The sequence below is a fragment of the Mariniplasma anaerobium genome (genome assembly GCF_016865445.1).
In the GTDB taxonomy this organism is placed as follows: Bacteria; Bacillota_I; Bacilli_A; order Acholeplasmatales; family Acholeplasmataceae; genus Mariniplasma; species Mariniplasma anaerobium.
Window position 1 is genome coordinate 274,197 of the sequence record NZ_AP024412.1, and the last position, 12,900, is coordinate 287,096.

The following is a 12,900-nucleotide window of genomic DNA, read 5'->3' on the forward strand; positions in this document are numbered from 1 at the left end:
ATGAAAATGGTTTTTGAGTCTTTTAGTCGATATGTAGACTAAAACGTAACTCCTGCGTTAAAGGGTTAGAGTGCTAGGATTTCCTAGAACTAAGGTGGTACCGCGATGATTCGTCCTTAGATATTTTTTAAGGGCGATTTTTATATTTTTAAGGAGGATTTTAAAATGAAAGAAAAGTATTATATTACGACTGCAATTGCATATAGTTCTGCAGTACCTCATGTAGGTAATGTTTATGAAGCTATTTTGGCTGATTCAATTGCTAGATTTAAGCGGTTAAAAGGCTATGATGTGTTTTTTCAAACAGGTACTGACGAACACGGACAAAAAATAGAATCAAAAGCAGCGGATAATGAATTATCTCCTAAAGCTTATGTTGATTTAATCTCTTCAGAGATTAGAAGAATATATGACAAAGTCAACATCAGTTATGATCAATTTGTACGTACCACTGATGAAAGACATATTAAGTCAGTTCAAGCAATTTTTAAGAAATTATATGATCAAGGTGATATCTATTTAGGTAAATATGAAGGATGGTATTCAATAAGTGATGAATCCTTTATTTCAGAAAAAGATATCGTGGATGGTAAAGCTCCAAGCGGAGATATTCCAGTTTGGACAAGTGAAGAAGCATACTTTTTCAAAATGTCTACATATCAACAAAGACTATTAGATCATATCGATAAACATCCAGAGTTTATTGAACCTGAATCAAGAAGAAATGAAATGATTCAAAACTTTCTAAAAGAAGATCTTCCTGATTTATCTGTTTCAAGAACATCTTTTAAATGGGGAATCCCAGTCGATTTTGATGATGCGCATGTTGTTTATGTTTGGATTGATGCGCTATCAAATTATATTACTGGACTTGGATACAACCCAGATCTTCCTGAAACTGAGGAGTTTAAGACTTATTGGCCAGCTGATGTTCATTTGATAGGAAAAGATATTTTAAGATTTCACACGATTTATTGGCCAATTATTTTAATGGCAATCGGTGTAGAATTACCAAAACAAATATTTGGACATCCTTGGGTTTTATTCAATAAGAATAAAATGAGTAAATCTACAGGTAATGTTATGTATACAGATAAATTAGTTAAACATTTTGGTGTGGATACACTAAGATATTATGTATTGCATGAAATACCTTATGCTCAAGATGGAAATATAACTTATGAACTTTTAATTGAAAGAAATAATACAGATTTAGCAAACACTATCGGAAATTTAGTTAACAGAACTATAGGTATGGTTCATAAATATCGTAATGGTGTTCTAGATAAAATGATTTTAGATGAACCATTTGAATTAAGTCTTGAGGAAAAAGCACTAGAAGCCCTACCTGAAATGACAAAATACATGGATAGTCTAAGAGTCAGTGATGCACTTGAAGAAGTTGTTAAACTTGCTCGTTATGCAAATAAGTATATCGATGTATCAGAACCATGGGTTTTAAATAAAGATGAAGATAAAAAAGATGTTTTAACACACGTCTTATATCATTTATTAGAAACTATTCGATACGTAGGAACACTTTTACAACCATTTTTACCAGAAACAGCCGAAAAGATTTTAGAACAAATAGGCGTTAAAGAACATAGTTTCGAATCTCTAGAAACATTTGGACAATATAAAGCACAAACTTTAAACAAACCTTATGTCTTATTTGAAAGATTTGATATGAATAAAAAAATCGAGGAGATTTTAACTGACGAAAATGAATAAATTAATAACTTTTTTAAAAAGCGAAACATATATTAATAAAATATATCCCGAGGTCAAAAGAGTAGGTGTTGTCATCTTATTTACTTTCATCTATGGGATAGGAGTTGCATGGTTCTTAGAAGCTTCTGTTGTGCCATTATATAGTGGAGGTATTCCAGGGCTAGGACAACTTGTTAGAGATACATTATTTGTTATATTTAATGTAGATGTAGGAGCAAATTTTCTAGGTTTATTTGTTATTATTGCAAATATTCCAATTCTTTTATTAGGTTGGTTTGGTGTGTCTCATAGATTTACAATTTATTCTATGATTTCAATATTGATTCAAGCATTTATTTTAAGTTGGATGCCACAAATTGATATGGGATTAGGTTCAGTAGAACACGCATTTACCTCAGCTGTATTAGGTGGTCTCTTAATCGGTATAGGTGCAGGTGGGGCACTAAGATATGGGACTTCAACTGGTGGTCTAGATATCATTGCTCAATACTTATCGTTTAAAAAAGGTAAGTCTGTGGGTACATTATCTATGGCTATGAATTTATTCATTGCGATTTTAGGTGGATTTATTGTAGGTGGGAAAATTGGTCCAGGTGGAGAAGTTATCACTGGTGGTGTTATTATTTCATACACAGTAATTCGTGTCATCGTTTCCACAATCTTAACGGATAGAATGCATACTGCATATCAGTTTTTATCTGTAGATATAATTACACAAGATCCTCAAGCACTTGTTGATGAGATATTGCATAAAGTATATCGAGGTGTTACATTAATGAAGGTTGAAGGGGCATATTCACATCACGAAAAAACTTTAATTTATGTTGTGATTTCATCTTATGAACTACATGCTTTAATTGCATTAGTGAAAAAAACAGATCCACATGCTTTTATGGTTACCAGACCTACAAAACATGTCTTTGGTAATTTTGCTAGAAAAACAATCGCTTAAAAAGACCTTTTTAGGTCTTTTTTTATCAAATAGTTAACAAATATGTATTTAGTTGGTATAATAAAAATTGAAGTCATTATGTATGAAAGGACCCTTAAAAATGGATATATTAAACATGATTAAAGATTCTTATATGAATCTTGATTTAAAAGCTAAATCTAAAACAGCAGTTATTGAAGAATTAGCAAAAAAATTAGATGATGCAGGTATCGTTACAAATTTGGATTTATTAGTTAACGATATTAGAATAAGAGAATCTTTATCATCTACAGGTATTGGATTTAAAATCGCTATTCCTCATGCCAAAAGTAAATATATAACTGAACCAGCGATTGTTTTTGGTAAATCAATAGATGGAATAGATTATGATTCTATGGATGGAGAATACGCACATCTATTTTTCTTAATTTGCATGCCAGAAAATGGTGGAAATCTCCATTTAAAAGCTTTAGCTAAATTATCAAGAAATTTAATACATGAAAGTTTTAGACTAAGCTTAGAAGAAGCAAAAACAACTAAAGAAGTTTTAGAAGTTTTAAAAGATATTGATAAAGAAGACCAATATGCCTAAGATTGTATGTGTAACTGCATGTCCAACAGGAATAGCACACACATATATTGCTGCTGAGATGTTAAAAGTTGCAGGAAAGTCTTTAGGATATAAAATGTTGATTGAAACACATGGTGCAATTGGAGTAGAAAATAAATTAAAAAGTGATGATATCAAAGAAGCAATAGGGGTTATTATTGCTGCTGATATCCATATAGATAAGAATAGATTTGAAGGTAAAAAAGTAATAGAAGTATCAACAGGACAAGCAATTAATCATCCAAAAGAAATAATTAAGAGATTAGAAAACCTAGAGTAAAGGTATACATCGTGAAAAAAATAGTTAATATTTACAAAAATTTTATGAATGGTTTTACTTATATCATTCCACTAGCAGTTGTTGGTGGAGTGTTTTTGACTTTAAATATTCAAATAGATAATCCTTCACTATTTGACTTTGGGTCTATAGCATTCTTTTTAATTTATCCAATTTTAGCGAGCTTTATTGCTTTTGCAATAGGTGATCGACCTGCATTTGTTTTGGGACTTTTAGCCGGAGCAATCGTTACTGTAAAAGGTGGAGGGTTTTTAAGTGCAACACTTATTGGTTTTTCATCAGGATATTTAATTTTGTTATTTAATTTTCTATTTAAGAAAATGCCATATGGTATCAAGAGCTTGAATCCTGTATTTATTTATCCAATATTAGGAACAGCTATTATGTTTTTTGTAATTCAAGGATTTGAAATAACGATTTTCCCAGTTGAATTTTTTGTTAGAGATATTTATTCAAACCTAGATAAAATATTCATTATTATATTAGTAGGGATACTTAGTTTAATGATGGCAATTGATTTAGGAGGACCTATTAATAAAATTGCTTATATCATCGGCATATTAACCATACTAAGTGGTAATGAATCATTTGTCATGCCAGCAGTTATGATTGCAGGAATGATGCCACCTTTAGTGATTGCAAGTTCTGCTTTAATATTTAAAAATAAATATAGTGAGAAAGAACATATCTTAGCAAAAAGAAATTGGTTATTAGGACTTTCTTTTATAACAGAAGGAGCGATACCATTTATAAAAAAAGATAAAAAAATAAAATATATATTTATTCTAGCAAGTATGACAGCGGGTATAGCATCTGCATTCTTTGATGTTTCATCATTAATCGCACATGGTGGTATCTTATCTGTTATATTCATGAATAACGCATTTATGTTTTTAATTATCTTGGTTTTAGCAACACTCATTTTTGGATTAATTTTAGGACTTATATTAAAAAAAAATGAAGTTCAAATGTAAAAAAATATTTTTATTTAAATATCATCTTTACATATAAATAAATCTTTGCTATACTGAACAAGTATTCAATATATCGTATAATCGACTAAATGTGGTGGTCAAGTTTCTACCGTGAAGCCGTAAAATTCACGACTACGATATGAAAACATCTTTTTTTATTGTTTTCATATGTAGAAACCACATTTTTGTGGTTTTTTTGTTTGAAAAAATACATATTGAATATAAAATAAAAAAAGGAGAAAGAGAATGGAAAGAGTCAAAAAGTTTTACGCATCATGTATGAATCGCACTAAGATATTCTTCAAGATTGAAGAAAGAGGATCATCAGTTGTAAAAGAACTTCTAGCAGGTGTAACGATATTCTTAGCAATGGCTTATATCTTACCTGTTAACAGTTTTATGCTAGCAGCGACAGGCTTACCTGTTGGTGGTGTATTTTTAGCAACAGCTCTATCTGCAGCAATCGCAACACTTATTATGGGCCTACTTGCTAATCTACCTGTTGCATTAGCACCTGGTATGGGATTAAATGCATTTTTCACTTATACTTTAGTTAATTTTGGATTAGGCTATAGCCCAGAAGCTGCATTAGCTGCAGTTTTAGTTTCTGGTATATTGTTCCTAATTATTTCTTTAACTGGATTGAGAAAAATAGTCATTAATGCAATTCCTCAAGGATTAAAGTTATCAGTTGGAGCTGGTATCGGATTTTTTATTGCATTTATTGGACTTAAAAATGCTGGTATTATTGTTGGAGATGCAAATACGTTCGTAACTTTAGGTAATCTAGCGCATCCTGCTGTATTACTAGCACTATTTGGATTATTACTAGTTGTTGTATTATATGCCTTAAAATTCAAGTTTGCGCTTATTACATCGATAGTTGCAACTGCAGTTGTCGGATTGGTTTTAAATGCATTAGGTGTAGCTTTCATGCCTGTCTATGATCCATCAGGTATGACTGGTGTATGGAGCGGTGCTAGAGAAACTGTTGGAGCTGCATTTGGTGGTTTTTCAGAATTATTTTCTAGTTGGAATGCAATTGTTGTTATTTTCTCATTATTGTTTGTAGATTTCTTTGATACAGCAGGTACATTGATGGCTGTTGGTAATCAAGCAGGTTTAATTAACGATGAAGGTATTATTGAAGGTGGAGACAATGCATTGATCGCTGATTCAATTGGTACTATTGCTGGCGCAATGTTAGGAACATCTAATGTAACTAGTTATATTGAATCTTCTACAGGTATTGAACAAGGTGGACGTACAGGTCTTACTAGTGTAGTTGTTGCTGTATTATTTATTCTTTCAATATTCTTATACCCAATACTATCAATATTTAATGGCGTAGTTGTAGATACGAATGCATTTGGTGATGCGATTGTATATTCACCTGTAACTGCAATGGCTTTAATTATGGTAGGAACATTAATGTTTTCACAATTAAAAGATATCGACTGGGATGATAAAGCAATCGTTATTACAGGATTCTTTACTGTAATCATCATGATTCTTTCTTATTCAATCGCAACAGGTATCGCAGTTGGATTTATATTCTTCCCAATTGTAAAAGTTGCTCAAAAGAAGGCTAAAGAAGTAAATCCAGTTATGTATGTATTAGCTATATTATTTATATTTTATTTTGTAGTTAAATTCATTGCATAAAACATAAAAAAATTAATCTAAAAAGGATCTTTTTATTAAAAGATCCTTTTTTTATTTAATCATATATTGCATATAATTTGAAGTTCAATATATAACCATGATATCTTTAATATGTTCTTTAATATAGGAGGTCTTATTATATGCAATTAAAAAAAGAAATTGGACTATTTAGTGGTATCGCAATTATTGCTGGTATTATGATTGGTTCTGGAATATTTGTGTTTGGAAGTTTAATTTTAACAAGAGTTGGTTATGCACTTGGATTATCGCTTTTAGTTTGGCTTATCGGAGGGATCATTACATTATTTTCTGGTCTAACTTATGCAGAACTTGGAACGATGTTTCCTGAGACTGGTGGATATTATGTTTATTTAAAAAAAGCTTATGGTAAAAAGACTGCGTTTTTGAGTGGGACTATGAACTTTGTTTTAGCTAGTAGTGGATCGATTGCTTTACTAGCACTTGTGTTTAGTGATATTTTATCGTATATCTTGCCAGTGACTAATTATGTAAAATGGATTGCTGCTGGTGTGATTATTATATTATCTTTAATCAATTATTTAGGCGTTAAGTTTGGATCGTTAGTTCAAAAGATCTTTCTTGTTGCTAAATTGATTCCATTGATAGGTATTATCGTTATTGGTTTATTTTTAGGGACTGAAAGTGTTACGCTTAATTTTATACCTGAGGGCGGATTGACAGTAACTAAGTTATTCACAACCATTGGATTTGGAGTAGTGGGAACACTTTGGGCTTATGAAGGGTGGACTAATTTAAATACTGTATCAGGTGAGATGAAAAACGTATCTAAAGATCTACCGAAAGCTATATTGATTGCTATTTCAGGGGTTACGATTATTTATGTGTTATTCACATTTTCAATTTATAGATTAATCCCGTTAAACGATTTAATAGCTTTATCTGAAGGTGGAGCAGTTCTACCGATACCAGCAATGATGAGTGTATTTGGAAATACGGGAATGTATTTAGTTTTTGGTGCTGTATTGATATCAGTCTTTGGAGCATTAAATGGAAGTGTCATGGTATTTCCAAGAGTTTATTATGCAATGGCATTAGATCAAACATTTTTTAAATCATTTAAAACAATAGATAAAAAGCATCAAACACCAAGTATTGCAATATTTGGATCAATGGTGATGTCACTTGTTTTATTATTGTTTAATGTTGAACAATTATTAACATTTGTAGTTTTTACAGGATTAATATTTAATACATTAATTTTTGCATCCGTATTTATATTTAGAAAGAAACAACCTGATCTAAAAAGACCTTATAAAGTATGGGGATATCCATATGTTCCAGGAATTGCGATTATAGGTATGGTTGGATTATTTATCGCAACACTGGTTGAAGATCTTGTTCCATCATTAATCGGGCTTGGTGTTTTAGTAGTAGCTTATTTATTTTATACATTTGTTATAGAAAAGAAAATGAAAAAAGGCGAATAAAAAATTCGCCTTTTTATTTTTATAGTTTTTTATTTTTCTAAGTAAGTTAGAACTTGATTTAAAATGATACCTACTAAAGCAGCTAAACTCATACCAGCTAATGTTGTTTGACTATTAAATGAAACGAATGCACCACCTAGTCCAATAACTAACATGGTTGATACAACAATTAGGTTTTTCATGTTAGATAAATCTGTTTTAGCTTTAATTAAAACTTTGACACCGTTTGCTGCAATCAAGCCATATAAGATAATCGTCATCCCACCAATGACTGCCCAAGGTATACTCATGATGAATGCTTGTATGTATCCAAAGAATCCTAGAAGAACTGCAAATATAGCAGCTAAACCTACGACATAAACAGAGCCAACTTTTGTAAGCGCGATAACTCCAGTGTTTTCACCATATGTTGTATTTGCAGGTCCACCTAATGAAGCAGAGACAAAAGTTGCAATCCCATCACCTAATAACGTACGATGAAGTCCAGGATCTTTAATAAAATCATTACCGGTAATTTCACCTAAAACGATATGATCACCGATATGCTCAGAAATTGTTACCAAGGCTAAAGGAGCAAAAACTAATATTTGAGAAAAATTCAGTTTATATGTTCCAAGAATTTGAAAATTTGGAAGTTGAAAGAAAGAGACTCCAGTAAAAGCTGCTTTTAAATCAACAGCACCAAGAAAAATAGAAGCTATGTAACCTACAAAGATAGCAATCACAAATGGAACAATCTTTAAAAAGCCTTTTGCTTTAATTGATAATATAACAACAGTTGCGAATGTTACAAAAGCTATTAATGGAACTTTCCAGCCTGCACCATATAGATCTATATACAATCCATTATCATATAGAGGTTGCATACCTAACAAACCAAAATTTTTAACAGCAACAGGTGCAAGTGTTAATCCGATGATAATAATCATTGGACCGATTACGATTGGTGGAAGTAGTTTTCTAAGCCAATTGCTGCCTGCAAAATAAATAATAGTTGCAATAACCGCATAAACGATACCAACAACCATTAAACCAACATATGCACTAGAAACTCCACCTGTAGAAGCAATCGCTGCAGAGATCGTTGTGATGTATGCAAAACTACTTCCTAAATAGACAGGAACCTTACCTTTAGTACACAAGATATAAATCAACGTACCCAAGCCGCTTGCTACAAGCGCTACACCAACATCTAAGCCAGTTAACATTGGAACTAGAACTGTTGCTCCAAACATTGCAAAAACATGCTGTAAACTTAAAATAATCCAACGGCCAACTGGGGTTGGCTTTTCATTAATTCCTACAACTAAACCATTTTTTTCCATGAATTACGCTCCTTATTTTATTGTAAGGCCTCAAAAAAAAGGACACCAGTGGCATCCTTTAAGGGTATTTTGCATAAAAAAAATGTTACCTTATTATGCTCACGGGCATAACTTAAAGGACCTTTACTAAATCAAGTATATCATAATATTTTTTGAATACAATAGATTTTTTGCAAAAAAAAGTTATAATGAGTACGTAGGTGATAATATGAAAGAAATTATGAATCAGGAACAAATATCAAGAACGATAAAAAGAATGACACACGAAATTATAGAAAAGAATTCAAATTTGGAATCTATTGTTTTATTAGGCATTCTGAAAAAAGGGTATCCATTAGCAAAAATATTACAAAAGAATTTAAAAGATTTTGCTGGAATCACAGTCGATACTTATCCTATAGATATCAAAGCCTATCGAGATGATTTAGATACGCACATCAATAAAGTCAATCAAGGATTTAATTTAGATAAAAAAACTGTCATCATTGTTGATGATGTTTTATTTACTGGAAGAACAGTTAGAGCGGCTATGGACGCGATTAACAATCACGGAAGACCAGAAAAAATAGAACTAGCAATCTTAATTGATAGAGGTCATCGAGAACTACCTATTAGAGCTGATTTCATAGGTAAAAACATCCCAACTTCAAGCAAAGAAAAGGTCATTGTAGATTTAGAAAAGCAACTTGTAACCATTGATGAATAAATAAAAGATAATAAAGCATGAAACTGTTGACAATTTTTGATTTATATAGTAATATAACAAAGGTACGTTTTAAATTTATATCCACTAATGCCCTTATTTTTTTAAAAGAAATAAGAATATAAGGAGAATTACAATGAAAACATTCATGGCGAATGAAAGTACGATTACACGCAAATGGTTTGTAGTCGACGCAGAAAACAAAACTTTAGGACGCTTAGCGACTGAAGTAGCATCAGTTTTAAAAGGAAAACATAAACCAACCTACACTCCTCATGTAGATTCAGGTGACTATGTGATCGTTTTAAACGCAGAGAAAATTAAATTAACTGGTAAGAAATGGGACAAAAAGATGTATTATAGTCACTCAGGCTATAATGGAGGTCTTACGTCTACAAGTGCTAAAGACGTTATGGCGAAATTCCCAACACGTATGGTTGAAAAAGCAATTGTTGGTATGTTACCACATACAAAGTTAGGCGCTTCAATGGCGAGAAAACTTTTTGTATATGCTGGTCCAGAACACAAACATTCTGCACAACAACCAGAAAAATTGGAGGTTTAACACATGGCAAACACTAAAGTACAATATTTTGGTACAGGACGTCGTAAGAGTTCAGTAGCTAGAGTAATTTTATCAAATGGTAAAGGTGAGTTTTTAATTAACGATCGTCCATTTGAAGAATATATTCCTTCAGCTGCAACACGTTTAGACGTTACACAACCACTTGTTCTAACTGAATCAGAAGGCAAGTATGATATTAGCGTTAATGTTAACGGTGGTGGACTTACTGGTCAAGCTGGAGCAATCCGTCTAGGCATCACACGCGCATTACTTGAAATCAACCCTGATTTAAGAAAAATCTTAAAACCAGCTGGTATGATCACAAGGGATTCACGTAGTAAAGAACGTAAAAAGTACGGTTTGAAAAAAGCAAGAAAAGCTTCACAATTCTCAAAACGTTAATTTTATTAGGACCCTATGGGTCCTTTTCTTTTGTATCATGTTATAATTTATATATATGTAGAAGTTGAGGGTACACATGAAGCTGAATTACAAAACAACTTTTTATGTAGGCTTGATATTTTTTAGTATTTCAATGTTTTGGCAAGCTTACGACATGTTAATCGCAAAAACGCTAATAGATAAATTTGGATTAAACCAATTAGAATCTGGAATCGTCATGGCATTTGATAATATTATGGCAGTTATTTTACTTCCTCTTTTTGGTGCTTTATCTGATAAATCTACACATAGACTTGGAAGAAGAACCCCTTATATCATTATCGGCACGGTTGTTGCTGCACTAGCATTTATGATGTTATCGTTTGCTGATTATAGACAAACTGAAAAAATTAAATCTACAGATATTATTGAAGAACATTATGATGTTGCATTTGATGATAACGCTGATATTACTTTGAAATCTCATTGGTACATGGTTATAGATATCATGAAAACCGAAAGAGATAACACATATACTTCAGGATTAATTAGTGCTAGCGAATATGGTGAGTGGCGATCTACAATTTATCTACCTATATCAACGATTTTAGACGCTGGTGATCAAGAATTATCAGTAGGTGATCAAACAAAAGTAAGAGATTTATATTATAAATACTTATCCTTAAGAGCTTGGGAACTTACAGAAAATGATCCAGAAGTCTTTTATACATTTTTAGCGATTTTATTTGTCGCTTTAGTTTCTATGGCTATTTATAGAACACCCGCAATTGCTTTAATGCCAGATGTGACTATCAAGCCTAACAGAACAAAAGCTAATGCAATTGTAACTTTTTTAGGTGCCATAGGTGGAGTGTTCTCTGTTTTTGTTATCTTATTTAGTGGTTTAAATAGACATGCTTATCATAGTCACGCTAGTGTGTATATTATCATAGGGACTATTATGTTAATTACTTTAGGTATCTTCTTATGGAAAGTAAAAGAACCGTTATTAGTAAAAGAAAAAGAAGCAAAAGAAAAAGCATATGATATCAAAGAAAGTGATCCATACGAAAACCCTGAAAAATCTTTTAATAGAGAAAAAAGAATCTCTTTATATTTGTTATTAGCAACTGTTTTCCTACTCTTTTTTGGATATAATGCAGTGATGAGTAAAATTGCCGATTATCTACCTAAAGTGCTAAATATGGAGTTTTATCAATTACCTTTTATTATTGCTCAAGGTATAGTGATTGCAACTATTCTTCCATTAGGTTTATTAAGTTTAAAGATTGGCAGAAAAAAGTCTATGCTTATCGGTATATGCTTATTAATTATTTCGATGGGAGCCATCGTATTCATTGAACAAAATCAAATTATTCTTACAGCTTCTATTATTTTAGTTGCAGGCTTTGGGTGGACACTAACAGGTGTCAATATATATCCAATGGTTGTTGAACTTTCTAAGGGTAAAAATGTTGGTACATATACTGGATACTATTATGCTGCATCCATGGGTGCACAAATATTTACACCGATGTTATCGGGATGGTTAATGGATACATATGGTAGAATCATATTGTTTCCATATGCAACAGTATTTATGGTTCTTGCACTTATTACAATGTCATTAGTTAAACATGGTAATACACAAAAAATAGATTTTAAGAAATTCTTTAAGAAGAAGGTGTGATATGAAAATACAAGTTGTAGGTTATTCAAGTTCAGGAAAATCAACATTTTCTAAGAGACTTTCAAAACATTATCATATAGAAGTACTTCATATTGATACCATCTTTTTTGGACCAGATTGGGTCGAAAGAGATCAGAAAAAAGTTGAAGTTGAAATCAAAGAATTCATGACAAAAGATGAATGGATTATTGATGGTCAATACCGCAAATTAGCAACATCTAGATATGAGATGTGCGATCAGTTATTTCTCTTTGATTTTAATCGCTTTAAATGTCTTTATGGTGCGATATTAAGACGTATTAAATATCATAAAAAAAGTCGTGATTCGATTGCAGATGGATGCATAGAAAGACTTAATTTTAGTTTTATATGGTGGATCTTATTTAGTGGTCGTAAAAACGATTCTAAAGCACTTATGAAACTCTATAAAGAAAAGTATAAAAATAAGGTAGTTGTATTTAAAAATAGAAGACAAGTTAACAAGTATTTATTATCCATCGGCTATGACGGATCTTTAAAATATGAATAAATTCATATAAACATTGTTAATTACCTAGA

13 protein-coding genes, 1 riboswitch and 1 other annotated feature (1 of these 15 cut by a window edge) are annotated in these 12,900 nt (G+C 31.5%); of the genes, 12 read left to right on the forward strand and 1 reads right to left on the reverse strand.

The genetic code is table 11. The features are described 5' to 3' along the window. Positions 1 to 121 (forward strand) — a binding site (T-box leader); it begins 81 nt to the left of the window's first position. Positions 122 to 144: 23 nt separating this feature from the next. The 7 genes from metG (at position 145) to MPAN_RS01465 (ending at position 7,678) form a co-directional block, all read left to right on the forward strand. Beyond that, complete coding sequence (gene metG / locus MPAN_RS01435) at positions 145 to 1,731, forward strand: methionine--tRNA ligase (RefSeq protein ID WP_267910375.1); 1,587 nt, start codon at positions 145 to 147, stop codon at positions 1,729 to 1,731. Next, a complete protein-coding gene (locus MPAN_RS01440) occupies positions 1,724 to 2,683 on the forward strand; it encodes a YitT family protein (protein WP_176239704.1) in 960 nt (319 codons plus the stop codon). Before metG ends, MPAN_RS01440 begins: the two co-directional genes overlap by 8 nt. A 100-nt stretch (positions 2,684 to 2,783) precedes the next feature. Then, positions 2,784 to 3,254, forward strand: a complete 471-nt coding sequence (locus MPAN_RS01445; protein ID WP_176239703.1) for a PTS sugar transporter subunit IIA — start codon at positions 2,784 to 2,786, stop codon at positions 3,252 to 3,254. Continuing rightward, positions 3,247 to 3,552, forward strand: coding sequence for a PTS fructose transporter subunit IIB (locus tag MPAN_RS01450; protein WP_176239702.1), 306 nt, complete (start codon positions 3,247 to 3,249; stop codon positions 3,550 to 3,552). Before MPAN_RS01445 ends, MPAN_RS01450 begins: the two co-directional genes overlap by 8 nt. 11 nt (positions 3,553 to 3,563) lie before the next feature. Beyond that, complete coding sequence (locus MPAN_RS01455; protein WP_176239701.1) at positions 3,564 to 4,544, forward strand: fructose-specific PTS transporter subunit EIIC; 981 nt, start codon at positions 3,564 to 3,566, stop codon at positions 4,542 to 4,544. 53 nt (positions 4,545 to 4,597) lie between these two features. Continuing rightward, positions 4,598 to 4,699: riboswitch (purine riboswitch) on the forward strand. Between the two features lie 91 nt (positions 4,700 to 4,790). After that, entirely contained in the window at positions 4,791 to 6,209 is a 1,419-nt protein-coding gene (locus MPAN_RS01460; protein WP_231756796.1) for an NCS2 family permease, read from the forward strand. Positions 6,210 to 6,349: 140 nt separating this feature from the next. Next, on the forward strand, positions 6,350 to 7,678 hold the full coding sequence (locus MPAN_RS01465; RefSeq protein ID WP_176239700.1) for an APC family permease: 1,329 nt from the start codon (positions 6,350 to 6,352) through the stop codon (positions 7,676 to 7,678). A 29-nt stretch (positions 7,679 to 7,707) separates the two neighbouring features. On the opposite strand, the gene MPAN_RS01470 is transcribed toward MPAN_RS01465, so the two are convergent. Continuing rightward, complete coding sequence (locus tag MPAN_RS01470; RefSeq protein WP_176239699.1) at positions 7,708 to 9,003, reverse strand: uracil-xanthine permease family protein; 1,296 nt, start codon at positions 9,001 to 9,003, stop codon at positions 7,708 to 7,710. A 208-nt stretch (positions 9,004 to 9,211) separates the two neighbouring features. On the opposite strand from MPAN_RS01470, the gene pyrR reads away from it, so the two are divergent. The 5 genes from pyrR (at position 9,212) to MPAN_RS01495 (ending at position 12,871) form a co-directional block, all read left to right on the forward strand. After that, positions 9,212 to 9,709 (forward strand): bifunctional pyr operon transcriptional regulator/uracil phosphoribosyltransferase PyrR, encoded by a 498-nt coding sequence (gene pyrR, locus MPAN_RS01475; protein ID WP_176239698.1) that lies wholly within the window; start codon positions 9,212 to 9,214, stop codon positions 9,707 to 9,709. 133 nt (positions 9,710 to 9,842) lie between these two features. Further along, positions 9,843 to 10,271, forward strand: a complete 429-nt coding sequence (gene rplM, locus MPAN_RS01480; RefSeq protein WP_176239697.1) for a 50S ribosomal protein L13 — start codon at positions 9,843 to 9,845, stop codon at positions 10,269 to 10,271. A gap of 3 nt (positions 10,272 to 10,274) precedes the next feature. Beyond that, entirely contained in the window at positions 10,275 to 10,673 is a 399-nt protein-coding gene (gene rpsI, locus MPAN_RS01485; protein WP_176239696.1) for a 30S ribosomal protein S9, read from the forward strand. A gap of 76 nt (positions 10,674 to 10,749) precedes the next feature. Next, positions 10,750 to 12,342, forward strand: coding sequence for an MFS transporter (locus tag MPAN_RS01490; RefSeq protein ID WP_176239695.1), 1,593 nt, complete (start codon positions 10,750 to 10,752; stop codon positions 12,340 to 12,342). 1 nt (position 12,343) lies between these two features. Further along, positions 12,344 to 12,871, forward strand: a complete 528-nt coding sequence (locus MPAN_RS01495) for a P-loop NTPase family protein (protein WP_176239694.1) — start codon at positions 12,344 to 12,346, stop codon at positions 12,869 to 12,871. Positions 12,872 to 12,900: the final 29 nt, after the last annotated feature.

Coding starts and splice junctions, on each gene's coding strand:
- MPAN_RS01440 (WP_176239704.1), top strand. CDS start 1,724: ATGAATAAATTAATAACTTTTTTAAAAAGCGAAACATATATTAATAAA.
- MPAN_RS01445 (WP_176239703.1), top strand. CDS start 2,784: ATGGATATATTAAACATGATTAAAGATTCTTATATGAATCTTGATTTA.
- MPAN_RS01450 (WP_176239702.1), top strand. CDS start 3,247: ATGCCTAAGATTGTATGTGTAACTGCATGTCCAACAGGAATAGCACAC.
- MPAN_RS01460 (WP_231756796.1), top strand. CDS start 4,791: ATGGAAAGAGTCAAAAAGTTTTACGCATCATGTATGAATCGCACTAAG.
- MPAN_RS01465 (WP_176239700.1), top strand. CDS start 6,350: ATGCAATTAAAAAAAGAAATTGGACTATTTAGTGGTATCGCAATTATT.
- MPAN_RS01470 (WP_176239699.1), bottom strand. CDS start 9,003: ATGGAAAAAAATGGTTTAGTTGTAGGAATTAATGAAAAGCCAACCCCA.
- pyrR (WP_176239698.1), top strand. CDS start 9,212: ATGAAAGAAATTATGAATCAGGAACAAATATCAAGAACGATAAAAAGA.
- rplM (WP_176239697.1), top strand. CDS start 9,843: ATGAAAACATTCATGGCGAATGAAAGTACGATTACACGCAAATGGTTT.
- rpsI (WP_176239696.1), top strand. CDS start 10,275: ATGGCAAACACTAAAGTACAATATTTTGGTACAGGACGTCGTAAGAGT.
- MPAN_RS01490 (WP_176239695.1), top strand. CDS start 10,750: ATGAAGCTGAATTACAAAACAACTTTTTATGTAGGCTTGATATTTTTT.
- MPAN_RS01495 (WP_176239694.1), top strand. CDS start 12,344: ATGAAAATACAAGTTGTAGGTTATTCAAGTTCAGGAAAATCAACATTT.